Origin of the sequence: Bacillus sp. DNRA2, from assembly GCF_012843265.1 — a bacterium.
Taxonomy (GTDB): domain Bacteria; phylum Bacillota; class Bacilli; order Bacillales; family Cytobacillaceae; genus Bacillus_BU.
The window spans coordinates 201,174-225,589 of sequence record NZ_JABAIT010000002.1 but is presented as its reverse complement, the minus strand read 5'-3'; the positions used below and the strand labels follow the sequence as shown (position 1 = coordinate 225,589).

Genomic DNA, 24,416 nt, shown 5'->3' with positions numbered 1-24,416 from the left:
TATTAATTCAGATTAAATTTCACTGACGTTAATTGTTCTGAAACAGTCCATAGTTTCACCATGGTTGCTTTGTTATAGACATGCGCTCGAGGTATTTCGATGGCAGGGTTGCCTTTGCGATTGCCTGCACCGTCAGGGCCGATGTATTCGCCACCAACTAGTTTCTCGTCTGTGGCTGCCATGATCGTAGGCAATGCCCCTTTTTCAGCTGGTTGCGCAATGAGCTTGATGATAGGCTTGACATACCAAGGTGCCTTTTCTTTGCCAATTCTAAATAGATTCGTAGAGGAAATGCCGGGATGGGCTGCCAAGCTGATTGTTTTGTATCCGTTTCGTTTTAAGCGTTCGTCGAATTCTTTTGCAAATAGAAGGTTCGCCAGCTTGCTTTGACTATAAAACTTCATGGCACGATACCCCTTTGAACCATCCAAATTATCAAAATCTATGCTGCCATTTCGATGAGCAATGGAACTTAGCGTGACAACACGAGGCTGTTTTGCTTTTTCCAAAAATGGAAGCAGTAATCCAGTCAATGCAAAATGCCCTAAATGATTGCAGCCAAACTGAAGTTCAAAGCCTTCTTCCGTCCTAGAAAAAGGAGGAATCATCACCCCGGCGTTATTAATTAATAAATCTAAGAAATCGTATTTTCGGGAAAAAGCTTCTACAAACTGACGTACAGTAGTTAATTTAGATAAATCAAGATAAAAAACATCAATCTTTGCTTGAGGAAATAACTGGAGTACCTCTGTTTTTGCTGCTTCTCCTTTTTTTACATCTCGGACAGCCATGACTACGGTATTTCCTATGCTTACAAAATACTTTGTTGTTTCAAATCCTAATCCACTATTTGCACCGGTTATGACAACGATTTTTTCAGAAATGATCATACACCCCTTACTATCCTAAATCCCGTTGGCTCCAACGAGGTAAATTTTATATTATTAGGTTAATAGAATACATCTTACGTTAAAATTTTTCTACGATAATAATTATTTTTAATAAAACTTTAATGTTTAGATACCCAGTGTGAAGGTGAGTTTAGTGGGGTTATAAATGTTCGGAAGGAAAAAAACATGTTCTGTTATTTTGTTTAAATAGTTAAAAATTGTTAATAATCAAATAAAAAGAGAAAAAAATTTTCCTACGACCTCCTCCTAACCATATTCAATCCCCAAAATGTTCACTGCGGAAAGACAGATACTTTAGTACAATAGTTTATAGAAACATGTTAAAAATTAGGAGTGAGTCTCGATTGGATCAAATCAAAAAGATGTTCACGACTTTTAAGAAAAAAACGATTGCGTTAACAGAACTTGAAGTGATGTTGAAACCTTATATCCATACATATGAAGAATTTGCCCAAACCATTTTGCAGTTAGAACAGGAAGAAATTCTTGTAATGGTAAAAGCAAAAGGGCGAACAAATCGCTCTCCATCTTTAGCGTTCCAGTATCGGATCAATAAAAGCGAATTAATCGGCGATTACCATAAAGAATTACAGCATTATCGGAGCATCCTGCATCCATCAATTAATTTGGATGAGTATTACCGGATGGACCCGTCACTTTGGAAAAATGACCTCCCATTCTTGCTCAATATCGATCAATATTTGAAGCAATTTTCCTTTCCAGAAGATCAGGTTCCCGCACCAGAACGAAGCTTTGAATTGGTAGGAGACGAGAAATGGATTGTTGAAAATGGCGGGAAGGAAATCCTCGACCGAGTCGGATTGTTTTCTTCTTTGAAAATTATTCCTGTTTCAGAGCCATTGATGTTTGCAATTAATCCCAACAAAATCAATGAAAATACCCAGCTTCACTTAATAGTTGAAAATAAAACAACCTATCAGGGATTACTCCCAGTTTTAACCGAAACGATCTTTTCAACCTTGATTTATGGGGCGGGTAAAGCGGTTGTAAAAAGTATTGAACAGTTCCCCATGCAATATCCGATTAAAGCAAACCATCAGTTTTTATATTTCGGCGATCTTGATCGGGAAGGGATCCTAATCTGGTATTCCTTCAATAACAAACAATCTGCAATGCTAGCGCTTCCTTTTTACTTGAAATGTTTGGAAAAAGAGGCATCAAGGGGAAAGGATTATCAAAAAGAACACCTCATGGCGCTTGAACAATTTCTTGCTTTTTTTCCAACAATAGAACTGCAAGGACAGATCCGTTCGATGTTGGCTGAAGGGAAATATCATCCCCAGGAAACATTGAAGACAAAGGAATTGCAACAGATATGGAGGGAATCCGATTGGACGAGCTTGATGTTAAGGAAATAACCACCGGATACCGTGAACGGATGCGCCGCTTAGCACTGTTTGACCCGTTATATGAACTGGATCGGAAACGGGAGCAGGACCAAACCGAAAAAATCGTAGATATGAAGGGGCTGGGGCTCCTCACGCTACTGTTCTTTTTTGAACAAAAAATTATGCGGCAGTATAAGACGGGCACCAACGAACTAGCTTCATTTTTGCGAAGATTAACAGAATCGCAATATCGCCTTGATTTAGAAGATTATGAACGAATTGCAAGAACCATCATTCAAACGTTCCGGCCAACAACAGGCCGCAAACGAAACTATTCATTTTTTGACTGGGAAGAGAAACAGGATGGGATAATCGAGTACTCGATTTTAAAAGCGAACAACTTTGAGCTCAAAACGAATACACAATACTACACACTTGATGAAGACGGCTTAGAGTTGGTTTTTGCAACAAAAGAATTTTATAGTGAATTCCAGCTTTCAATCAATCAACTGATGTTACGAAAACAATTGGATAAGGGTGAATTCAAAGGCGCACTTAGGCAAATCAATGAGATGCGGATTGATGTAGAAAGCTTGGAAGAACGAATGAAAAAGCTCAAGCACGAAATTCAAAGGAGTATTGTGTCCGAAGAAACTTTTGAACGGTATAAACAACTGCTTGAGGATATTTTTGGGCGCCTGACGCGAGAAGATGAGGAATTTAAGGAACTTCGCCAATTTGTAAAAGAAACACGAGAACGACTCTACTCCAAGGATGTTCATAAAAAAGAACAAAAGACGTACGAATTAATTTTGACGATTACTAGAGAACTTGAATCTGTTCACTATCATCATTCACGATTGCTAGAGCAAACATTTGCCTTAAAAAATACGACTCTAGTCACTGCTCAGGAATCCCTTTATTACACCGGTATCCAGGCATTTAACTTTGATCAGGATCTTGTCTCAAATATGATTTCAACCCCATTGCCGCTCGAGGCCTTGTCTGGTGTCCTTCATCCGCTATTAAAAGTAGAAGAAAATCGGTTTTGGTCACCGCTCACGGTCCTTGCGGAACAAAATATTACCGAAGAGCGACAAGAGCGAGTTGAGCATGGCTTTATTGAAGCAAAAGATGATAACCTGAATGATCCATATCGAAAGGTATTAATCTCAAAATACAAAGAGCTAATGGAATATTTTTTAGAAGCTTATGAGTCAAACCAAGCGAATACACTTTCTGATTTTATGAATTATCTTGACCAAATAGAGCATTCAGCGATGTTTGAGCAACGCTATTTTTATGATTTTTGGCTGATTCTCCATCAGCGCTCGCCTATCATCAAAGGGGAAGTCAACGAAGAAGAAGGAAAAACTCTGCTCGGGGAGGCACTTGCACTCCTGGAAAATCGAAGTCTAACGGTTCAAGAGGGCAAAGGAATCGTGAGCCGAGTGAAAAGATTTTCGATTCAGGAGCTAATCATTACCTTGGAGGGAGAAGACGATGAATTACTCTGAGCAAACAGTCCTAAGGGCTTTTCAAATATATACGAAACTTGCTCGTGATGGTGTTGCCAACAAGGATGCGGTGCAGCTGTATCGGGCCGATGATGAAATTCGCGGCCTTCTTGATGCCTTTAGCCGGGAAGTTGATTGTGTTGTGATTGGTACAAGTGAGCAGTTGTTTTTAATTCCGGAAACAAAGTTGTCACCGTTTCATGTCAGCAATGATTGGATTAAACGCAATTATTTACGGTCGGGTGCCACGAACGGCGACATTTATCTTCTTTATTTTTCAACCATCATTCTGTTTGGTAGCTTTTATGATTCGTATCAAAGTCAGGAGCCGACTAGGCAATTCTTGCGGATTGATGAATGGGTGAGGTTTATCGGAGAACGAATCGACCAATTAAAGACCCATGATGAAGAGGAGCTTAAGCAATTGGAAAAAGAATTCTCTTACAATTGGAGTTTAATCATTGAAAAATGGGAAGACATGGACGATATCAAGGAGACGGCTAAAAAGCAAAGCGGTAACACGATTAGTCGATTTAGTTTTATGGACACCGTCAAAAGATTTATGGTCGATCAAGAGTTGATCCAGGAAATTGGCAATGATGAAGTCACCTTAACTGAAAAAGCCAAAACGATTATCCAGCGTTATTTTATGGAAGTAGAGTACAACAAAGGGATTTTTGAATTTATTTACGGTTTTGAAAGGGAGGATGAGTATGCCGGCAATCAGTAAAATTCGTTTAACAAATGTTGTGTACGAAGAGGGAAACAAACGGTACAATGACGAAATTTTCCTGTTTGACGGTCATAATGGTGCGGTCCTGATAGAAAACGGCGGTGGAAAAACGGTCTTTATCCAAGCTGCTATTCAAGCCATCCTACCGCATGCTGACTTGGCTGACCGGAAAATTAAACATACCCTAGTACTTGAAAATGCTCCTGCACACATTGCGATTGAATGGATTGCCAATGACGTCCCGCGGCGTTATGTCGTCACCGCTGTGTCGCTTTTTACGACCAAACAAGGATTGGATTCATTAAGATATGTGTACGAATATGATGCCAATGATGCCAATGGAATTGAAGGGATTCCATTTGTGCGGGAAGGAAAAGACGGCAAACGAACGGCTGATCGTGGGGAAATGCAGGACTACTACAGTCACATGCGCGATAAAACCTTTAGCGCACGCACGTTTAACACGATTAAAGACTATAAGTACTATCTCGAAGAACAGTACCATATTATTGCGGATGAATGGGAAAGTATTGCGAAAATCAATAGCTCAGAAGGTGGAGTTGAAGCGTTTTTTGATGATTGCAAAAGCACGAACCAGTTATTTGACCGGCTTTTGATTCCTGTTGTTGAAAATTCAATTGTCGGCCATGATGCGGAAATATTTGCAGATATGTTTGAGACACAGCATGCGAGTTTAAAAAATTACAAAAAGCTTAAAGAAACTATTCAAGAAAATAAACGCATAGAGCAGCAACTCACTCAGTATGTCAGTACGTATGAACATTTTCATCAACTTCAGCTTGATTATGAAAAAATCAAGCAAAAAGCAAAAGGGACCTGGAATGAAATCATTAAAGAGATTCAGACTTTCACGGCTGATCGCACAGACATCCTGGAAAAGTTGGAGGAATGGAAAACAAGCAGCACCAATTATAAGGTAAAATCAGCATCCTTCGAAATTTTTCGGGAGGAAACGGAATATAAAAAACTAGAAACTGATTATAAAGAAGCATTGGCAAGAAAAGTCGATCATGAAGAAAGATTGCAACAGAACAATCAAGATTATTACTCTTTAAAACTTGCCGAATTAAAACGGGATATGAAAGAGCAAGAGGATTTATTAAAGCAGATTGAAGCAGAATTGGCAAAATTTGACCAGACTGAAGAAGTTGAGGATTTCCAGACTAAATTAGATGAAACAAAGCAAGCGTTACTTGGTTGGTTTTTGACAAAAATGGAAGAGTTAGAAAAGGACAAACAGAAGCTTGAGTTCCAATTAAAGCCCATCTTAAACCACATTCATGAAGCAGAGGAAAACACGAAAAGACTCGAAACAAACGAGACAAGCCTGCGAATGATTTTATCGAAAAACACTACTATCATAGAAGCGCGTACTGGTGATTTGAAAAAGCTAGAACAGCAATTGCTCGCTAATCCGGAGCAGGAACAAGTAAAAGAGGAATATGGAAAATGGGTTACGAGGGAGCAATTTCTTGATGAAGAAATCATCCATTTAGGCAGCCAAATAAAACAGCAAATACAGGAGTTTGAGGTTACAGAAAACAGTTTAGAACAGCTAAAAAGGACTCAATCAGATACTAATGAAAAGAAAAGTAGATTAAGTTTTGAGCTTGCAGCAATCAAGAACGGGCAAACAAGATTAATCAAGCAGCTAGCTTTGCTAAGACCCCAATGGGTTACGCTGGAAAATGTTTATTTATCCCAAGATACGATTCAAAAAAGGCTCATTGAGACGATTGAAAAATATAAGAATGACAGAAACACCCTTTTATATAAGGAACGAGTGGCACATCGATTTTGTGATGATTATGAAAACCAGTCGGATTTCTTTGGTGATTCTTTCTTGAACGAGCAACTTTCCTCATGGAAAAGTCAGTTCGATTACTTGGTCACAGGGGTCGAATACATGCAAGCAATGGATGAAGCAGAAAGAGAAAAGCGTAGCGGTTATCCATTATGGCCGATTACTTTGGTGACAACCAATCGCTCCAAGCCTAAAGTTATCGCAAAGCTGAAAGCAGTAACGGAGCAATTGTTATTTCCAATTACCGTTCTCACCACTGAAGAAGCTTTAACAATACATGAACGAGAGTCAATTGAAAATTGGATCTCGCCGAATCATTGGCAGCAAAATATAGACCCTGATACATTTAAGCAATGGAAGAAACAAATTGCAGATTTCGCTAAAGAAGCAACTCTTCTGCGTGAACAAAAGGAACAGGAAATCAAGCGATGGGAAGATGGATTGAATCGATTTAATCAGTTTCTTTATGAATATCCATATGAAAAATCAACCAGCTTAAATGAGGAGCTCACTAAGTTAAACAACCTACTAAATGATCTTTTAGGAAAAATTCAACAGGAAAAAAGCTGCTTAGCCGAATTACAGGGAAAGATTAAAGCCAATCGCGATACGATTACTTTGTATCGTGACGAATTAAATGGTCTTGGACGAAAAATCGAAAAGGCAATCGAATATTTCCAATTTGAAAAAGAAATTGAAGAGGCAAGGAAAAAAGAAAAAGTAGCAAATATTGAGCTTGAACAAGTCTTAAAAAAGCTTCAAGGCTTAAAGGTGCAAATAGCTGGTTTTACTGATGAAAGAGATCATCTTCAGGAGCGAATTAGTAATTTGACTGCAGAGTTGCGCTTGTTTAACGAAAATGAAGAGTACATTACATTGCAAACCTATTCACCAAAGTACACAAATGAAAGCAAAAGCATCATTAATGAGAGAATGCGTACACTGGAAATGAAAATCCGCGCAATCACTGTTGCCCAAGGTGAATGGATAGCCAAAAAAGATGGAGCAGTTGCTTCAATTGATTCATTGAAATCACGCATGGAAGAATTACGAACTGAACATGCCGATGTAGATGAAATGAAGGAATTTCCAAGTGATGGGAAGCAATTGTTGCAAATATTGTTGTCGCAAATCACCAATCTGAAAGACAAGGTGGACCAACTTTACAAAGAAACTGAGCGGAAAAAGTCCAAACAGGATAAACAAGAAGGAAAATGGAAATCAAAAATAGAGCAATTCAACCAGGATTTTCCTTCCAAAGGAATTCTTACTTTCGAACAATCCTTGGATGAAATTGCCGTGGAACTAAATTCTGAAAATCAGAGCTTAGTAGACCGAAAAACATATATTGATCGAGAGTTAAACAGAATTGAGAAAGAAATAAAAGACATTAGTGATGCGAGGAATGGGCTGGACCGTTTTGATGAAAGCCACCATTTTAATGCACCGGATATTGAAGCAATTCCTTTGAGCTCAGACGAAGTACGGAATTTTACCTATAACCGGTTACCTTTTGTCCAATTGATAACAACTCAGTTAAATGAACATAAACTACAGGTTTCAGAGGAACAAAAAGAAATTGAACGGGCGAAGCGAAGATTTAGAGAGTTTTGTTTGAACAAAATTACTAATATCAAACTGCAACAGATGGCCATTAATGGTGTTGAAATGAAACAAAACTATGCAGATATCATTGATTTTAAAAGGAATATGCTAAAAAGTATTGAAAATAGTACTCTTTATGCTAATGAACATATTCGAAAAAGTGATGAAGAAATGCAGCTATTCATCAATCAAATCCATTCTCATCTGCTTACACTGGTCGAAGAACTGAAACAAATCCCGAAAAAAACGAAAGTCAAAGTTCTCGATGATTGGAAACAAATATTTTCGTTTAGCATCCCAGAATGGGAAGAAGCCGTTGGGAAAATGCGCATACGTGATTACATTGAATGGATCCTTGGTCAATTGGAGTCCGAACGCTTCCTAAACGACCAAGGCACTCAGGATAACGGAAAAGTTCGCAAAGAAATCGAAATGTGGCTCCAATCCAAGCAACTTTTGCAAATCGTCATGAATAATGAAGTCATGAAAGTAAGCTGCCGCAAAGTGACTAATGATAATAAAGTTACGACGCGTTCTTACTCATGGGAACAAAGTAATGTCTGGTCCGGCGGAGAAAAATGGAGCAAGAACATGACGCTTTTCCTCGGGATTTTAAATTATGTGGCCGAGAAAAAGAAGCACATCCAATCGAACGCCAAGCATCACCGAGCCGTGATACTCGATAATCCTTTTGGAAAAGCTTCCAGTGAACATGTGTTAAGCCCTGTATTTTTTGTCGCCGAGCAGCTCGGATTTCAAATTATTGCTTTGACAGCTCATACGGAAGGGAAATTCCTTCAAGACTATTTTCCAATCATCTATAGTTGCCGACTAAGAGCATCAGCTGATTCCAGCAAAAAAGTAATGACAAAAGAAAAATGGCTCCATTACGCCTATTTTCAGGATCATGAACCAAAAACCATTGAACGCCTAGGGGAAACGGAGCAATTGGGGTTATTTTAATAAAAGTGAGGGAAACACAAACTGCGGTGTTTCCCTTAATAATTCTTAAGTTGGTATTTTTCTACGATAATAATAATTTTCAATAAAACTTTAATAGTGTGATTTATATCATAAATTCCAACCTCCTTCCCTTCTATAATAAGTAAAAAAGGAAAAGTACTTTAGGATGGGGATGGGGTTTTGGAAAACAACAATTCACTATTTACGCAAATTGGCGGTCAGGATACAATCGATAAACTTGTTGATGCCTTTTATCCACGTGTCTATAAAGACCCGGAGTTAAGACCACTTTTTGAAGGAGATATGGAAGAAATCAAGCGGAAGCAGCGCTTGTTTTTACCGCAATTTCTTGGTGGACCGGCATTGTATAGTCAAGAATTTGGACCTCCAGCGATGAGGGAAAGACATCTTCCTTTTGAGATCACTCCAAAGAGAGCAACATGTTGGCTTCGCTGTATGAAAGAAGCATTTGTAGAGGTTGGTCTTGATTCTCATCCGATAGGGCCCCGCTTTTATGACAAGTTAATACAAGTTGCTGGGATTATGGTAAATAGCCCTGATGAAAATTAAGGTAGTTCGGGTGTGGTTTATACCCACCCAGCCTTGACAATACATGTTTGAAATCACTAATCGTTTGTCTGATGCATATGGATAAATAAGTTCATCTTTTGATAAGGAGGACATTGTCATATGTATGAGGACCGACAACAACCATTTTGTGCGCAAACAACTGATAAAGCACCCCTGTTTGTGGCAGAAGCTTACGACAATGTTGCAAAGAAAATAAAAGATATTAACCTCGAAAGCTATCGCAGTAAATGGGTGGTTTTATTTTTTTATCCAAGTGATTTTACATTTGTTTGACAGACAGAGTTGGCAGCGGTCGCTGCTATTCATCCTCAACTCTTGGCTCTAAACACCGAGATTCTTGCAATTAGTACGGACAGTGTATATTCCCATAAGGTTTTTACAGAAGTTTCCCCAGCTGCTGCTCAAGTGACGTTTCCCATGTTAAGTGATCGAACTCATAAAATAAGCAAATCATACAGGACCTTAAATGAAAAAACAGGTGCTGCATTTCGAGTAACAATTATTATTGATCCTGAAGGAACGATTGTTAGCAAATTCGTCAATCCTCTAGAAGTTGGTCGAAACATTTATGAAATCTTAAGGATTGTTCAGGCCATTCAACATAATCGAATAACAGGGAAGCGCGTTCCGGCAAATTGGGTACCAGTGAAACCAGAGTGATTAGAATCCAAATAATTGGGGTAGAAATTAGATGTTATTAATACTTTTTAACCGCACAGTGATTTAGCTTGTGCGGTTTCTTCTAAATTAAGCAAAATTAAGAAGATCATTAGGAGTTAAGATTATGGCGGAAATTTTAATGAAAAGAATTTATGATCCAAAGGACGAAAGTGATGGTTTACGAATTTTAGTCGACAGATTATGGCCGCGGGGTATAAAGAAAGAAGATGCGGGAATTGATTACTGGTATAAGGAGTTGGCACCAAGCGCTGAACTTCGAAAGTGGTTTGCCCATATTCCAGAGCGATTTGAAGAGTTCCGTTTGAAATACTTTATTGAGCTCACCAAAGACGAAATGAAGTCAAACCGAGTAGATGAACTTGTTCAAATAGTGCTCCGTGAAAAAGCAACACTTCTTTATGCAGCTAAAAACCATTCACACAATAATGCGGTTGTTTTAAAAGAAGAACTGCTAAGAAGGATTTCATTGAAACAAAATCCTTATAAGTAAGTAGTCTACAAGACAATTTCAACGGAAAATGACCGTGAAATGTGCCCTAGAGGTGGTCTATGCAACACTTTCAACGAAAACAGCCAATGAAATGTATCATAGAGAAGGTCTATGCAACACTTTCAACTGAAAATGTCTATGAAATGTATCCTAGAGCAAGTCTACGCAACACTTTCAACGAAAACAGCCAACGAAATGTGCCCTAGAGAGGGTTTATGCAACACTTTCAACGAAAACAGTCAACGAAATGTATCCTAGAGCAAGTCTATGCAACATTTTCAGCGAAAATCCCCAGCGAATTGTACCCAAAACGCGAAAACCCCCAAGTTTAAGTTTTAACTTGACAGAATTTTGGAACAGTAGTAATATATCCACTATAATCATAGTGTAAATCAACCGGTAAAATAAAGATTGCTTTAGCATAAAGTTAAATTTTGACTAGATGAAAAAGTAATCCTATTGATACAGTTGTTTTAGACATCGGAACAATTTCCCTTTAAAAATAGTATATAAAGGTAGACTATGTAAAAAACCAATATTTTGGCTAGTTAATAGTAAACCGACAATTTATCAGTTTAATGGTTTTCAATAACCGTTGAACTCATATAATTGTCGGTTTTTTTGTTTGTCTGCAAATCAGTAGAGAGGAAGGATCAAAATGAAACAAATATCAAATAACGATGTTTTCGGGATTTCGGCCGCTTCCATCCCGTTAATGTGTTGGGGGAATGCTACATGTTAATTTCCATCCCAATTGTATTTTTTATATCCATTGCAGTTTCTGTGCTGAGCGCATTATTGTTATTAAACCCAAAGGTTCCCTTGCATTTTGTCCGACTTCATATCGCTTTTCATTCGCTGCCCCCATTGGTCGCCTTGGTAGCGCTGATTATAAATCAAGAGGGGAGGAGCTTAATCGTCGGACCTTGGCGATTTGATCATTTATCATGGCTTTTAGCGTTGTTCGTTCTTACAATTGGCTTAATTGTTCAGCGTTATTCAGTTCGTTATTTACTTGGTGACCACCATTATCGAAAATATTTTGCACTGCTCACCATGACAACTTCTGCTGATGCGCTTGCCTGGCTTAGCAATGATCTTCGCTTTCTTTTGACCTGTTGGGGTGTAACACTTCTTGGGCTTACATTGCTGATTGGTTTAAAAAAGGAGTGGCAAGTGGCAAGACGTGCTGCCGCGTATACAGGAAAGATGTTTGCGCTTAGTTGGTTTATTTTATTCATCGTCATCATCTGGGTAACGCAGACAGCTGGGCACTGGAGGCTATCTGAAATCTTAACGGAAAATAGCTTAGCACAATTCGGCACATGGGAGAAAACCTGTATCAACTTACTGTTCATACTAAGTGTCATGATTCCAGCGGCACAATGGCCGTTTCAACGATGGTTGTTAGATTCAGTCGTGGCGCCGACGCCAATATCAGCTGTGATGCATGCAGGTATTGTAAATGCTGGAGGAATCATGTTGACCAGGTTCGCACCATTTTTTAGCGGCGATCCAGCCCAAATTGTTTTACTCATCATAGCTAGTCTTTCTGTATTAATCGGAACGGGAATGATGTTAGTCCAAGTTGACTATAAACGGCAATTGGTTGGGTCAACGATAGCGCAAATGGGGTTCATGCTTATCCAATGTGCATTAGGTGCCTATTTGGCAGCAATCATTCATGCAATATTGCATGGGCTGTTCAAATCAACCTTATTCCTCCAATCGGGCTCGGCGATTCGCCAGCACCAGCCAATTGAAAAAAACAAGACCACCTCATACATATGGTCAATCATGGGAGTTGTCTTCAGTGTCTTGGTGGGTGTAGGGTATTGGCTTCAAGCACCGATTGAGGCTTATCAAATGGTAAGTGCAGTGGCTTTGGGTTGGTCGGTGTTCTTAGCCTGGATGCAATTGGTGGCTAATGGCAGCGGGCGTCTCGCAAGAATGGCGGGAATGTCTATCTTTGCAGGAGCGGCCATTGTATACATGTTCATTCATTCCGCTTTTTATAAATTGTTAGAAGGTACCATTCCGACAGGGAAGCATGCTCCCGCCTGGACGGCTATTATGCTCGTGCTAGTCTTGTTGATGATTAGTTCGTTGGGTGCTTGGTTAACCCAGCATCGTACATCACCAGCATTCGCCGTCATTTATCTTTGGTTTGTACGAATGGGTGAGCCTCATCAGAATTTGGTTGAAAGCCATCCGAAATATTTGACACAAATCATGTATCGAGGAGGTAAATAACGATGAATACAAGCTTAGCAAAAGTTTTAAAATGGGAAAAAGAGCCTGTAGAACAAAATAATGATATTTATGACTTAGTAAAAAGGGCCAGCAAAGTGATTGTCCCCCTCGGTCCCATTAACAAATTCGCAGCGCGTAATCCGTGGGTGGGTTTAGAAGAAACACCATTTGAACAAGTAGCATGCCGATTTAAATCCACTTGTGATGTGGACCTATTGCCAAATGATTCGGTTTTGTTGGCAGCATGGAAAAACGGTGAGATTCATCAAGAATTTCTGGAAATGAGCCTTCAACAATGGCTTGATTTTCAAAAATTAGAATTACCAAGAGCGGATGCTGAACGATTTTGCAGAGCAGGATTGAATCTAGAAAATCAGTCAGCCAAAATAAAAACCAGTCCAGACTTGAAGGCTATTGTAAAAAAACTAAGTAGATTTCAATCCCAAATCACCAAAAAGCAACCCGTACAGACATACAGTCAGCGTCTTGAAAACATGAACGTTGAAATGACGACTAAGGAGCTCAATAGTCACGTAATCAAGTGGTGTAAATTGTTTTTAGATCAATCACATGCTGCCTGGTCGATGCCGGGTCGGGAAGAAGGCTTCTATCAAGCATGGCGGAGACTTGTTCAATACGATCCATCGCTTAATAAAAAGCAGCGAAATCAACTCAAGAATCTTCAACAGGAGGCATCAGATGCGTTAAAAGAAGCATTGCAGGCACTTGAAATTCCAAATTCGGAAATACAGGAATACTTGGAAGCACATTTACTTGCGTTGCCAGGTTGGGCAGGAACGATGCTTTGGCGCTCCATGGAATCATTGCAAGAAAATTCCCTACTCATGGATTATTTAGCTGTTCGGATTACGCTAGAGAAGCTTTTGGTGCAACCTCATCTTCCAATGCCTAAGCCTTCAAGAGAACAAAGCGTAAACTTAGAATCATTGATTTTATCATGGGAAGATTGGGGGAACTTGCCCATCAGAGCTTGGGTGGAGTTATCCGCCATAGAAATCAAGGCCCGCTTAACACTAGCTGATCGATTTGATCAAGTTCTCCGCAATCGTCTATGGCTAGAGGCTTGGGAGAAAACATACGAGAATCAGCTCATGCAGACGATTAACTCAGCCAAACACTCAAAGATAGAAAATGAGAAACAGGTAAAAGCACAACTTGTATTTTGTATAGACGTTCGTTCAGAGGTTTTTCGCCGAAAACTTGAAGCAGCTGGTCCATTTGAGACTTTAGGAACAGCTGGCTTTTTCGGCTTGCCGATTGAAACGAGTAAGCTTGGCAGCAAACATACCCATCATTCGTTGCCGGTTATGTTCAAACCGCAATTAAAAGTAATCGAATCATCAACTGAGCCGGAGGTAAAACGATATCAACAACGGAAGCAAGCTGGCCATGCTTTAAGAAATACTTTTAAAACGATGAAACAGAATTTGCTTTCCAGTATGCTGCTCCCAGAGATAAGTGGCCCTTGGCAGAGCATTCAAACCTTAGCAAGAAGCTTTACGCCACGAAGCGCGGGGCACCTGTCCCGTAAGATTCGTGAAAAATACCTTAACAAACCAAGTACTGAACTTTCGCTTGAGCATAATCACACAGTGGAAGCTGAGCTCCCGATTGGTTTTACCGAAGAACAGAAAGTACAATATGTTCAACAGGCGTTAACGATGATGGGGCTCACCGAGCATTTCGCTCCATTAGTGGTTATTTGTGGTCACGGTAGTCACAGTAAAAATAATCCCTATTCATCTGCTCTGGACTGCGGAGCATGTGGTGGAGCATCTAGCGGCTTTAATGCGCGGGTACTTGCGTCATTGTGTAATTTGCATGCGGTAAGACGATCTCTTGAAAGAGTGGGAATTTCAATTCCGCAAGAAACGGTTTTTGCTGCAGCAGAACATATCACATCTTTAGATGAATTGCGTTGGCTTTATGTACCACCATTATCGAATAAAGCTAAGGATTCTTTAGAGCTAATCAAAGCGACATTGCCTTATGTCAGAAAAGAAGCGAATACTGAGCGAATCGCTATGTTACCTAAAGTCTGTGCTGATAAAATAGATCCAATCTTGGAAGCCGAGCGCCTTGCTTCAGATTGGAGCGAGGTACGTCCGGAATGGGGGCTAGCCCGAAATGCCTCATTCATTATTGGTGATCGCAAGCTTACGAAAGACTGCCATTTAGATGGAAGAGCTTTTCTCCACAATTACAATTGGCAAAAGGATAAGAACGGAGCTATTCTTGAAAAAATCATAACAGGCCCGACAACGGTAGCCCAATGGATTAATCTGCAATATTATGCATCAACAGTAGCGCCACATTATTATGGCAGCGGGAATAAAGTAACGCAAACCGTGACAAGCGGCATTGGTGTGATGCAAGGTAATGGAAGTGATTTATTATCCGGACTTCCGTGGCAATCTGTCATGAAGTCGGATCAAGAAAGCTACCATGCTCCTTTACGCTTGTTGGTCGTGATTCAGGCGCCAAAAGAATACATTGTACGGGTATTTGATCAAGTCCCAGACTTGAAGCGGAAAATTCAAAACGGCTGGCTCCGTCTCGCTTCGATTGATGCAGACGGAAATTGGATAAGTTGGAGCTAACAGGGGTATTTTTACAAAAGATTGTGTTAACCCCTAGTATTGATTATTACCATGTTGATTGGAGCGGAAGGCACGAAGACTCCTGCAGGAGTAGCTGGTATGGGAGACCCCGCAGGCGCGAATGCGCCGAGGAGGCTCCCAACTAGCCCTGCGGAAAGCGAAGTGCCTGCAGCGGAAATCAACAACTATATTAGAAAAAAAGGAGAGGGATTTAAGGATGATTGTAAAATCAAAAGGAACTCTTGAAGCTGAAATAAGCAAAGCATTAACGCATTGGGAGAAGCATTATCTTGGGCGTGGTTCGGTATCTGTTAAATCAGATATATTACGCGACATGATTATAATTGTATTACGCGGGATCTTAACCCCAGCTGAGTATTCACTTTGTCAGGATAAAGAAGGATTACTATCGGTTAAATTGAATCGAAATAGCTTGGTGGAATCAGGATTAGCGGAATTAAAGGACATCATTTTGAACCTTACAGGTCAAGAAGTAGTTAGTTTTTTCACTGATCTTAGTACTCAGACTGGAGAACGGATCATGGTTTTTAAGCTTTCAAGCGATTTGCAAAGTAAGTTAACCCTTGGCGAACTATAAATCAAGGAGGCGGTGAACGATGAATCAAGAAGAACATAAAAAAGTGCTAATTGTGATTGGGATGGAACACAAATTAGAGAACATCATTAGACAGAATATGAAAATCAATCCGGAGAGTATTTTATTAATTCACGGTTACCGACCGGATGCTTTAGAGCCTTTTGGCCATTTAATGAGGGAAATTATTGTCGCCGTTTATATGGAAAATATTGAGGAAATCTATTTAGTTTCCTCACATGTTGATAAAAAGAAAGACGATGGAGGCATCCTAAATCAAATCTATGAAAAAATCGGTTCCGAAAAGGATATGCAAACCTTAGATTATCTTTTTAAAAATTGTACGCCAGAGTTTCCTAATCGTAATCTAAAACAGTGGCTTGAAGGAGGTAAAACGTTAACGAGTGCTGAAAGGATTGATATGCTTCGAAAGCATCCTTTGATGCCGTCCAATGTAAAAGTGACCGAACTATTAATCCAAAGAGAGGACAAAAAAATCTTTTCAATAGAATAAAAGCCCGACTACCACTAGTTGGGCTTTTATCCGTGCAAAGCTTCGAATTGTCCCTGTAAGATTCGTAGCCCTGTTTCGCTTATGGATTTACAAGTGTCTGGATGAAGAAATGCACACCATCTGCCGCTAAATCTCTATATTTCTTGACGCCTCCTTCAATAACCCATGTCTTGTACGAAAATCCTGTTGCATCCACGCCAATGAGATCAACACTTTCTTCAGTGATAAGCCCGTCTCCTACATGATGGAAATCGCCACAACAAGGGCAACAACTTACTGGATTCGATGTAAGAACAACTACTTCTAAGGGTTTCGGTGGTCCAGCATATACAACAGGTTGATCAAATATTACTTTGTAAACTCCATTTTTTAAGTTGTTATCATGAGTAACTCTAAAGCCTGAGCTACTTTGATCCTCGAGTATAGTACCATTCGGATTTATTACACCATAAAAATTCTTAACAATATACCCATCAGCTTGTTGATTAGATGTAACAACACTTGAATTAATTGGTAATGGTCGTACTATTGGAGGTTGGTCCTCCATAATCAAACTAAAAGGTGGAGAAAATGTTACTAAATATGTTCCAACTGCAGGATGGCTAACAGCAAAGTCGCCAGTCCCACCAAGAATAGTTCCATCTCCATCGATGGAACCACCTATTGATCGCGGGCCAAAATATGGGGGGGTAGGTATAGTGCTAACACCACTTACATTAAAAGAAACCGCAGCATTCACAAGTGCTCCATTGCGAGAAGTAGTGTAAGTAAAACCTCCTGCAGAAAAACCAAACACTTGAATTATTATTGGTCCGTCTTCTCCAAATGAATTGCACTGACAAGGGCACTGACACCCGCAATTATTCTGTTGACAATTGTTACATTTACAGTTGCAGTTGCGATTGCAGTTGCAGTTGCAGTTGTGATGGCTGTGATGCCCATAATTTTCCTCCCGCCGATTGTTACAGTTGAATTTGGAAACATAATGGTACCTATGATCCATCTGTTTTTGACAACAATCAAAAGGGACATTTTCATGCTTTAAATGGTTACCGTTCCACTTTTTGGGGTGGGGAAATGTCACTTTTTTCACTCCTTATTTTATTTCCAAAGGATAAAATTTCTGATTCAAAGCTTGTACCCTTTGGTTAATACATAATATGTATTGGAATCAATAAGGAATGGACTTATATTTAACATAGAAAAAATAGGTATTCGAATGATATCCGCTTTTTAGTCTGAAACTTTGATAAACACTGCAGGTAAACATTGAATAGCACTAAAATATGAAAGTTCCACTTGGATATATACACATGCTGCAATCAAATCATTAACATCTTTACTATTTAATTGACAACTGGGAGAACATGCATCACTTTTGATGTCTAATATACACGTATTTTGATCATTGAATTTTAGCAGTTCCAAAACGGCACAATCTCCATCAAGATCAATGATTCGAAAAATAAATGTTGTAAAACAAACAAACTTTTCTTTGTTTAATTCCTTATTGAAGAATTTAGTTACACCTTCAACTTTAAATGGCTCTAAATTACCATATAGAATGAATGGGATTGTATTGGTAATAGGCATTCCTAATGATTCTAAACACCCGAAGGACTTTTTTTCTATTTCCTTTTTGTTTACTTTTTTTTGTTCATTTATTATTTTCTCTAAAGTTTTTTTCAAACAATTTCCATGTTGTTGAGAGTTCTTTTTATTCAGCTGAAAATACTTACTGTCTTGATGTTGTTTTTCCATAAAATAACGCTCCTTATGTTGAGTCTCCTGTCCTTATAAACTTATATTATGGAAACTAAACATCTTTGGAGTGGGTATTCATCTGTCAATTTTTTAGAACGAAACAGGAAAACGGTTCAGTAAAAAGAATTTTTTCAAAACAGCATTCCTTATGTCGCAAAAAATCTATCACACATCATTGAGTGAAGTTTTTACGACAAAAAACACCCATCCAAACGGAAGGGCGCAATGCCATTTAAGGCGAATAAAAACCAATTTTTATTTTACCAAAAAAATATTAACAAATTGTTAAATCAGTAAGAATAATTTTCATTAAAAATCATTTCCTAATTCAAACACGAATACCTCGATACTATTTTTGAATCGATACGCCCCTTAAAGTTAAATACTGACCGTCGGCAACGGTAATATACATATCAGCTTGGACATTTTCGTTTGTAACGATTCCATCAAGTTGATGTCTGCTACCGGTATTTACCTCAATGTATCCCATACCGGACGAACCGAGTGTCACCTTATATTCACCTGCAGGAATATCTGGCCCAACTTTATACATTCCTTCCTTGTACAATCCATTTTTCGGTATCACCGAAGGAGCTGATGCTACCGGGTACATTTCAGCACCTTGTAATTTAAAATAATCACCATCATTCAATGTAACGTAAGAATGGGATCCAGAAGGTAAGTTGTCGTTGAAAATGATGCTTTCTAATTTTCCCGTAGAATCACTTGCAGCTTCAATATATGCTATACTTTTGGCGAAAACTAAATATTCTCCAGCAGTGAGGTCAGTTCCGACCTTATAGACTCCAGATTTAATTTTGCCTTCAGCTTTTTTAGGTTCTTCTTGTTTTGCAGGTTCAGTAGGTTCAGTCTTTTCTACTTCCTTTGTAGTTTCAGTCTTGGTTGTATCTGTTTTTGTTTCTTCTTTCGTTGTCGTTGATGTTTTATCACTGTCATCATCACCAAGTGAACCGATAAACCCGATAATAATGATCGCTAATACCCAGACCCACCACTTTTTATAAAATGGTTTCTTCATATCCAAGACCCCCTCTTGAATTTATTTGTATAAATAACAAGTCTTTAATAGCTTGTGCAGCAAGAGATGTCTTCATTCTAGGTATTCGTATTTTCAATCATTTACATCGTCATAGCTATTCCTTTATCCTGATTTTTCGATTTTTAAATGATCCTGAATGCTTCAGGGTAATGTGAGCTTCGATTGAGTTTAAACTATCTTGTTGGAGTAAGGAAGCTTGGGTTTTTAGCTTTTTCCAATCGGATGGAGTACATGATTGAAAATACCGATAAAAAGGATGAGCAAAAAGAATAGCTGAGTACGAGAAAAATGCATGTAAACACCACCAAATTAATTCTCACTCGGACAAATTCCGGTTAAATACTCCGCTTAGGAATTTTCATACCAATACGAAAATCAATTCTAAAACCTTTGTCGGAAAATGAAAATCGACAAAATTATTGTAGAAAAATGTCGTAAGTTTGAATTATTAAAAAATTCGGTGTGATGTAAATCACATGCTATACTTTTTATAGCGGTAAAACACTTTAGGATTAGGAAGAGGGGCTGAGTTCTATGTTATTAGAAGACTTAATTCAACGTTTTGTATCTGAGAAAAAGCGAAATCCATTTCATGTTACTGAGTTACATAATTATATTAAAAAAGGATATATTCTTGGTGAATTATGTATTGTTGAATATAAAAAACTCTTCTTTGAACTAGACAAACATAACCCAGAATTGTCTGCCTAATTAATCGATGTCATTATACTCTCTAGGTCTAAAAAAGATATCTAATATTTCCCCAAAATAATAGATGAAATAAGCGGTAGAAAAGCAGAGGAATTACTCCCTCTGCTTCTTCTATTTGTGTAGCGAAGCTTCTTGATCATAAGTTTGAATTATTAAAAAATTAACCGTGATATATAACACGTGATATAATTATATTACAGTAATAAAACATAAAGGATTAGGAAGAGGGGCTGATTTCAATGTTGTTAGAAGATATTATTCAGCGATTTAACTCAGATCAAAATCATAATCCATTACATGTTGCCGAGTTGCATAATTATATTAAAAAATCTTATATACTAGGAGAATTAAGTATTGTCGAATACAAAAAGCTTTTATCCGAAATAGACAAACTTATTCCTAAGTCTGCTTAAAATTTTTCTTTTTTTGGTAAAATAAAATGCTGTAATATAGAGACTTAAAATACGAATTGATATGGTATGGAGCAGAGAATTCAATGATTCTCTGTTTTTTTATTTTTGATAATTAAGGCGAGGTTTTGTGGAAAATGAGTGGGGATGAAATTTAGTTACCTGTTTTGAAGGCTTAAAGGGGAACAGAAGTTGAAATATCTTTGTTCCCACCAGTTCTTACTATTTAAATATGCTGATCATACCAGATGATCAGCTCATCTATTTCAGTTTTCATTTTTGCCTGATTTAGCAGTGCTTTTTCTCTTTCTGGTAATGGATAAAAATCCACATCTAACCCAATTTCCTCTAGAGTGCCTTTTTGAATAATGTGACTAATAAGCTGGTACACCAGATGGGTATCTTTTTCCCTTATACCATCTACCAGAAAATGGATGTCCTCTTTTGGAATAATCATTGAATCACCTCCTGAAATATAAGTTGTTTTTATTATATAAGATTTTTTTGAAAGCGTATACATTTTAGTTCTAAATATTCCTAATAATCTGAAAAATTAACAAGAATGACCTTTAGAATATGAAGAAGTATTATTCTGTAAAAGCTTCATTTACTATTTTCACACAGATACCTTGCTTTTTTTATTAAAAATAAGAACTTTGTTGCACTCTTTTAACAAACATTCAAACAATCGTTTGAATAATGTAAAAGAATAGGATCAAAAATGAAGCAAAGATGCCATTTTCCTTTTTAAACCACATAAGTAATTTGTATATTGAGCATTCTAAAAAGGAAAGGATGTTCATGATGATTAGTAATAAAACACAATATAAATTATTGAAGGTTGCATTTCTTATTAATTTTGTGATTTTAATTCCTTTGATTTTTAGAAAAAAGCCAATAAAAGACTGGATTATTGTTTATTTATTTAATGCTGTTACAAACGAAATTATTGATAAAATCGTTTTAAGGTATCGGGTTGTAAAATATCCAATCCGGCTATTTCCAAAAGTATTCAAAACACACATTTTATTTGATTTATTCATATATCCTACTTTTACAATTTTTTATAACCAAATAACTTATAAAGATAAACTATTTCCTAAAATGTACAAACTGCTTCTTATCACAATACCACCATTTCTTATCGAATTATGTGCTGAGCGGAAAACAGAATTAATTAAATGGACAAAAAAGTGGAAATGGTATTACTCGTTTTTAAGCATCATCATCAAATCATTTACTACAAGGATGTTTATTGATCTGTTAAGGTGGAGTGAGAAAAAAATCAATTGAAATACGTTATTTGATTGCGTCTTTTCAAGCATTAATGGAACGGAATTTAAATATCAACACGAATGATTTCACGATATTAAGTTTTAAAACCCCTTATAATTGGGGTTATTTTTTATGTTTTACGTAATAGATTAATAGAATGAAACAACTTTCATTATTTCAACCGCAATTTTTGGGCTTATTCTTACTTAAGAAGCATAACTATCTACTAATTGGTTTTCACAACAGAAAGGAGAAATACGTATGGATGCTAAAGAAAATGCGAATATTGAAAAGTGCCCGTTTCACGGTGGGACAACAAGTAACAGTGGTAGTGGTACCTCAAATCGAGACTGGTGGCCAAATCAATTGAATTTGAACATTCTACATCAGCATGACAGAAAAGCGAACCCTCTGGGAGAAGATTTTGATTATGCCGAGGAATTTAAGAAATTAGACTACGCTGCCCTTAAGGAAGACCTGCGCATTTTAATGACAAAGAGCCAAGATTGGTGGCCTGCTGATTATGGACATTACGGACCTTTATTTATTCGGATGTCATGGCACGCTGCCGGAACGTATCGGATTGGTGATGGCCGTGGTGGTGCCGGAACTGGGGCACAGCGATTTGCTCCGCTTAACAGTTGGCCCGATAATGGAAACCTTGATAAGGCCCGCAGGCTCCTATGGCCAATAAAGCAAAAGTATGGTAACAAGATTTCTTGGGCCGACTTGCTCGTTTTAGCTGGTAACGTGGCGATTGAAGCGATGGGTGGTAAAACATTTGGTTTTGGAGCCGGACGAGCTGACATTTGGCATCCCGAGGAAGATATTTACTGGGGGACCGAGTCGGAGTGGTTAGGTGATAATCGCTATTCCGGTGATCGAGATTTAGAAAATCCACTTGCTGCTGTGCAAATGGGTCTTATTTATGTGAACCCTGAAGGTCCAAATGGAAAACCAGACCCACTTGCCAGTGCCCGTGACATTCGGGAAACTTTCGCCCGGATGGGAATGAATGATGAAGAAACAGTGGCGCTTATTGCCGGTGGTCATACTTTCGGTAAGGCTCATGGTGCTGGTGATGCTGCAAAAGTTGGTCCGGAACCGGAAGCTGCACCGCTTGAAGCGATGGGCTTAGGTTGGATAAGTTCGCACGGCAGTGGCATAGGCCGAGACACCATTACCAGCGGTCTTGAAGGTTCTTGGACAGCTAATCCGACACAGTGGGATAATGGTTATTTTGATCAATTATTTGGGTACGAATGGTGGCTTACCAAGAGTCCCGCCGGTGCGTTTCAGTGGCTTGCGGTAAATCCAGACGAGAAGGATCTGGCACCAGATGCTGCCGACCCTTCTGTAAAGGTGCAAACGGTGATGTTTACGACTGACTTAGCCTTGCGGTTTGACCCAGAATACGAAAAGATTTCTCGTCGTTTTCATAAAAATCCAGATGAGTTTGCGGATGTATTTGCCCGTGCTTGGTTTAAACTTCTCCACCGGGATATGGGTCCAAAAGCGAGATATTTAGGTCCGGAAGTTCCCGAAGAAGATCTTGTTTGGCAAGACCCTATTCCAACTGTTGATTACGAATTAACCAACACTGAAATAGAAGAGCTGAAAGAAAAAATCTTAAACTCAGGCCTTACCATTAGTGAGCTCATTACAACGGCATGGTCTTCCGCCAGCACCTATCGTGGCACAGATCATCGAGGCGGTGCGAATGGTGCCCGGATTCGACTCGCTCCTCAGAAAAATTGGGAAGTAAATCAGCCGGAATTACTAGAAAAAGTGATTCGTGTATTGGAAGACCTTCAAAGCACTTTAACAAAGAAAGTAAGTCTTGCTGATTTAATCGTACTAGGTGGTAGTACAGCAGTTGAAAAGGCCGCTCGAAATGCCGGCTTTGAAGTAAAAGTACCATTTTCGCCTGGACGTGGTGATGCGACTGAAGCGCAAACCGATGCAGACAGCTTTGCCGTTCTCGAGCCTATTGCTGACGGATTCCGAAACTATCAGAAAAAGCAATACAGGATTAGTTCAGAAGAGCTCCTCTTAGACAAAGCCCAGCTATTAAACCTTACTGCACCAGAAATGACGGTGCTCATAGGCGGTATGCGTGTGCTTGGTACAAACTATCGAGGCACTAAGCATGGGGTATTCACTGATCGGATAGGCACACTCACTAACGATTTCTTTGTCCACTTGCTTGATATGGGAATTGAGTGGAGGCCAGCAGAAGCTGGAATCTATGAAGGGCGCGACCGCAAAACAGGGAAAGTGGTGCGGACCGCAACGAGAGTGGATCTTGTCTTCGGATCCAACTCGGTTCTCCGTGCCATTTCTGAAGTTTATGCCCAAGATGATAACAAAGAGAAGTTTGTCCAAGATTTTATTGCCGCTTGGGTAAAAGTCATGAATGCTGATCGCTTTGATTTAAAGCTAAACGACGCATCTAAATAAGCTGAACAATATCGGTCACGTAGAATCTGCCTACGTGGCCGTTTTTGTATTTGTGATATGCAATCAAAAAAATGATATGATAATAGTC

At 38.7% G+C, this 24,416-nt stretch carries 22 protein-coding genes; 16 read left to right on the top strand and 6 right to left on the bottom strand.

Annotation, left to right across the window (positions count from 1 at the left end):
• Positions 1-2 precede the first annotated feature (2 nt).
• Entirely contained in the window at positions 3-890 is an 888-nt protein-coding gene (locus tag HHO41_RS03520; protein ID WP_169095506.1) for an oxidoreductase, read from the bottom strand.
• 365 nt (positions 891-1,255) lie between these two features.
• Between HHO41_RS03520 and HHO41_RS03515 the strand changes: the two genes are divergently transcribed.
• The 12 genes from HHO41_RS03515 to HHO41_RS03455 all read left to right on the top strand — a co-directional run bounded on the left by HHO41_RS03515 (position 1,256) and on the right by HHO41_RS03455 (position 16,648).
• Positions 1,256-2,290 carry a Wadjet anti-phage system protein JetD domain-containing protein gene (locus tag HHO41_RS03515; RefSeq protein ID WP_169095504.1) on the top strand — a complete coding sequence of 345 codons (1,035 nt, stop codon included), beginning with the start codon at positions 1,256-1,258 and terminating at the stop codon, positions 2,288-2,290.
• Positions 2,263-3,777, top strand: a complete 1,515-nt coding sequence (locus HHO41_RS03510) for a replicative DNA helicase (RefSeq protein ID WP_169095502.1) — start codon at positions 2,263-2,265, stop codon at positions 3,775-3,777. Before HHO41_RS03515 ends, HHO41_RS03510 begins: the two co-directional genes overlap by 28 nt.
• A complete protein-coding gene (locus HHO41_RS03505) occupies positions 3,764-4,507 on the top strand; it encodes a DUF6063 family protein (RefSeq protein WP_169095500.1) in 744 nt (247 codons plus the stop codon). Before HHO41_RS03510 ends, HHO41_RS03505 begins: the two co-directional genes overlap by 14 nt.
• Positions 4,491-8,903 (top strand): coiled-coil domain-containing protein, encoded by a 4,413-nt coding sequence (locus HHO41_RS03500; protein ID WP_169095498.1) that lies wholly within the window; start codon positions 4,491-4,493, stop codon positions 8,901-8,903. The genes HHO41_RS03505 and HHO41_RS03500 overlap by 17 nt, the downstream gene beginning before the upstream one ends.
• Positions 8,904-9,083: 180 nt before the next feature.
• Positions 9,084-9,473 carry a globin domain-containing protein gene (locus HHO41_RS03495; RefSeq protein ID WP_169095496.1) on the top strand — a complete coding sequence of 130 codons (390 nt, stop codon included), beginning with the start codon at positions 9,084-9,086 and terminating at the stop codon, positions 9,471-9,473.
• Positions 9,474-9,593: 120 nt separating this feature from the next.
• Positions 9,594-10,154, top strand: coding sequence for a peroxiredoxin (locus HHO41_RS03485; protein WP_248278352.1), 561 nt, complete (start codon positions 9,594-9,596; stop codon positions 10,152-10,154).
• Between the two features lie 124 nt (positions 10,155-10,278).
• Positions 10,279-10,665, top strand: coding sequence for a DUF488 domain-containing protein (locus HHO41_RS03480; protein WP_169095490.1), 387 nt, complete (start codon positions 10,279-10,281; stop codon positions 10,663-10,665).
• 735 nt (positions 10,666-11,400) lie between these two features.
• Positions 11,401-12,918 (top strand): NADH dehydrogenase subunit 5, encoded by a 1,518-nt coding sequence (locus tag HHO41_RS03475; protein WP_169095487.1) that lies wholly within the window; start codon positions 11,401-11,403, stop codon positions 12,916-12,918.
• 2 nt (positions 12,919-12,920) lie between these two features.
• The gene (locus tag HHO41_RS03470; RefSeq protein ID WP_169095485.1) at positions 12,921-15,539 is read left to right on the top strand and encodes a DUF2309 domain-containing protein; all 2,619 of its coding nucleotides are present in this window, start codon (positions 12,921-12,923) and stop codon (positions 15,537-15,539) included.
• Between the two features lie 99 nt (positions 15,540-15,638).
• Entirely contained in the window at positions 15,639-15,785 is a 147-nt protein-coding gene (locus tag HHO41_RS03465) for a hypothetical protein (RefSeq protein WP_169095267.1), read from the top strand.
• Positions 15,757-16,137 carry a Na-translocating system protein MpsC family protein gene (locus HHO41_RS03460; protein WP_211171021.1) on the top strand — a complete coding sequence of 127 codons (381 nt, stop codon included), beginning with the start codon at positions 15,757-15,759 and terminating at the stop codon, positions 16,135-16,137. Before HHO41_RS03465 ends, HHO41_RS03460 begins: the two co-directional genes overlap by 29 nt.
• A gap of 19 nt (positions 16,138-16,156) precedes the next feature.
• On the top strand, positions 16,157-16,648 hold the full coding sequence (locus HHO41_RS03455; RefSeq protein WP_169095483.1) for a carbonic anhydrase: 492 nt from the start codon (positions 16,157-16,159) through the stop codon (positions 16,646-16,648).
• 79 nt (positions 16,649-16,727) lie between these two features.
• On the opposite strand, the gene HHO41_RS03450 is transcribed toward HHO41_RS03455, so the two are convergent.
• The 4 genes from HHO41_RS03450 to HHO41_RS03435 form a co-directional block, all read right to left on the bottom strand.
• Positions 16,728-17,387, bottom strand: coding sequence for a hypothetical protein (locus HHO41_RS03450; protein ID WP_169095481.1), 660 nt, complete (start codon positions 17,385-17,387; stop codon positions 16,728-16,730).
• A 65-nt stretch (positions 17,388-17,452) separates the two neighbouring features.
• The gene (locus HHO41_RS03445) at positions 17,453-17,590 is read right to left on the bottom strand and encodes a hypothetical protein (RefSeq protein ID WP_169095479.1); all 138 of its coding nucleotides are present in this window, start codon (positions 17,588-17,590) and stop codon (positions 17,453-17,455) included.
• Between the two features lie 291 nt (positions 17,591-17,881).
• The gene (locus HHO41_RS03440) at positions 17,882-18,409 is read right to left on the bottom strand and encodes a CotY/CotZ family spore coat protein (protein WP_169095477.1); all 528 of its coding nucleotides are present in this window, start codon (positions 18,407-18,409) and stop codon (positions 17,882-17,884) included.
• A 352-nt stretch (positions 18,410-18,761) separates the two neighbouring features.
• Positions 18,762-19,451: an Rv1352/Rv1906c domain-containing protein gene (locus tag HHO41_RS03435; RefSeq protein ID WP_169095475.1), complete on the bottom strand. Its 690-nt coding sequence runs from the start codon at positions 19,449-19,451 to the stop codon at positions 18,762-18,764.
• 555 nt (positions 19,452-20,006) lie between these two features.
• On the opposite strand from HHO41_RS03435, the gene yppF (HHO41_RS03430) reads away from it, so the two are divergent.
• Both yppF (HHO41_RS03430) and yppF (HHO41_RS03425) read left to right on the top strand, forming a co-directional pair.
• Complete coding sequence (gene yppF / locus HHO41_RS03430) at positions 20,007-20,183, top strand: YppF family protein (RefSeq protein ID WP_169095473.1); 177 nt, start codon at positions 20,007-20,009, stop codon at positions 20,181-20,183.
• A 239-nt stretch (positions 20,184-20,422) separates the two neighbouring features.
• Positions 20,423-20,596, top strand: coding sequence for a YppF family protein (gene yppF, locus HHO41_RS03425; protein ID WP_169095471.1), 174 nt, complete (start codon positions 20,423-20,425; stop codon positions 20,594-20,596).
• Positions 20,597-20,819: 223 nt separating this feature from the next.
• Here the strand turns inward: yppF (HHO41_RS03425) and HHO41_RS03420 are convergent, their stop codons facing one another.
• Positions 20,820-21,050, bottom strand: a complete 231-nt coding sequence (locus tag HHO41_RS03420) for a hypothetical protein (protein ID WP_169095469.1) — start codon at positions 21,048-21,050, stop codon at positions 20,820-20,822.
• Between the two features lie 344 nt (positions 21,051-21,394).
• On the opposite strand from HHO41_RS03420, the gene HHO41_RS03415 reads away from it, so the two are divergent.
• Both HHO41_RS03415 and katG read left to right on the top strand, forming a co-directional pair.
• Positions 21,395-21,886: a CBO0543 family protein gene (locus HHO41_RS03415; protein ID WP_248278351.1), complete on the top strand. Its 492-nt coding sequence runs from the start codon at positions 21,395-21,397 to the stop codon at positions 21,884-21,886.
• A gap of 243 nt (positions 21,887-22,129) precedes the next feature.
• Positions 22,130-24,328: a catalase/peroxidase HPI gene (gene katG, locus HHO41_RS03410; RefSeq protein WP_169095467.1), complete on the top strand. Its 2,199-nt coding sequence runs from the start codon at positions 22,130-22,132 to the stop codon at positions 24,326-24,328.
• Positions 24,329-24,416: the final 88 nt, after the last annotated feature.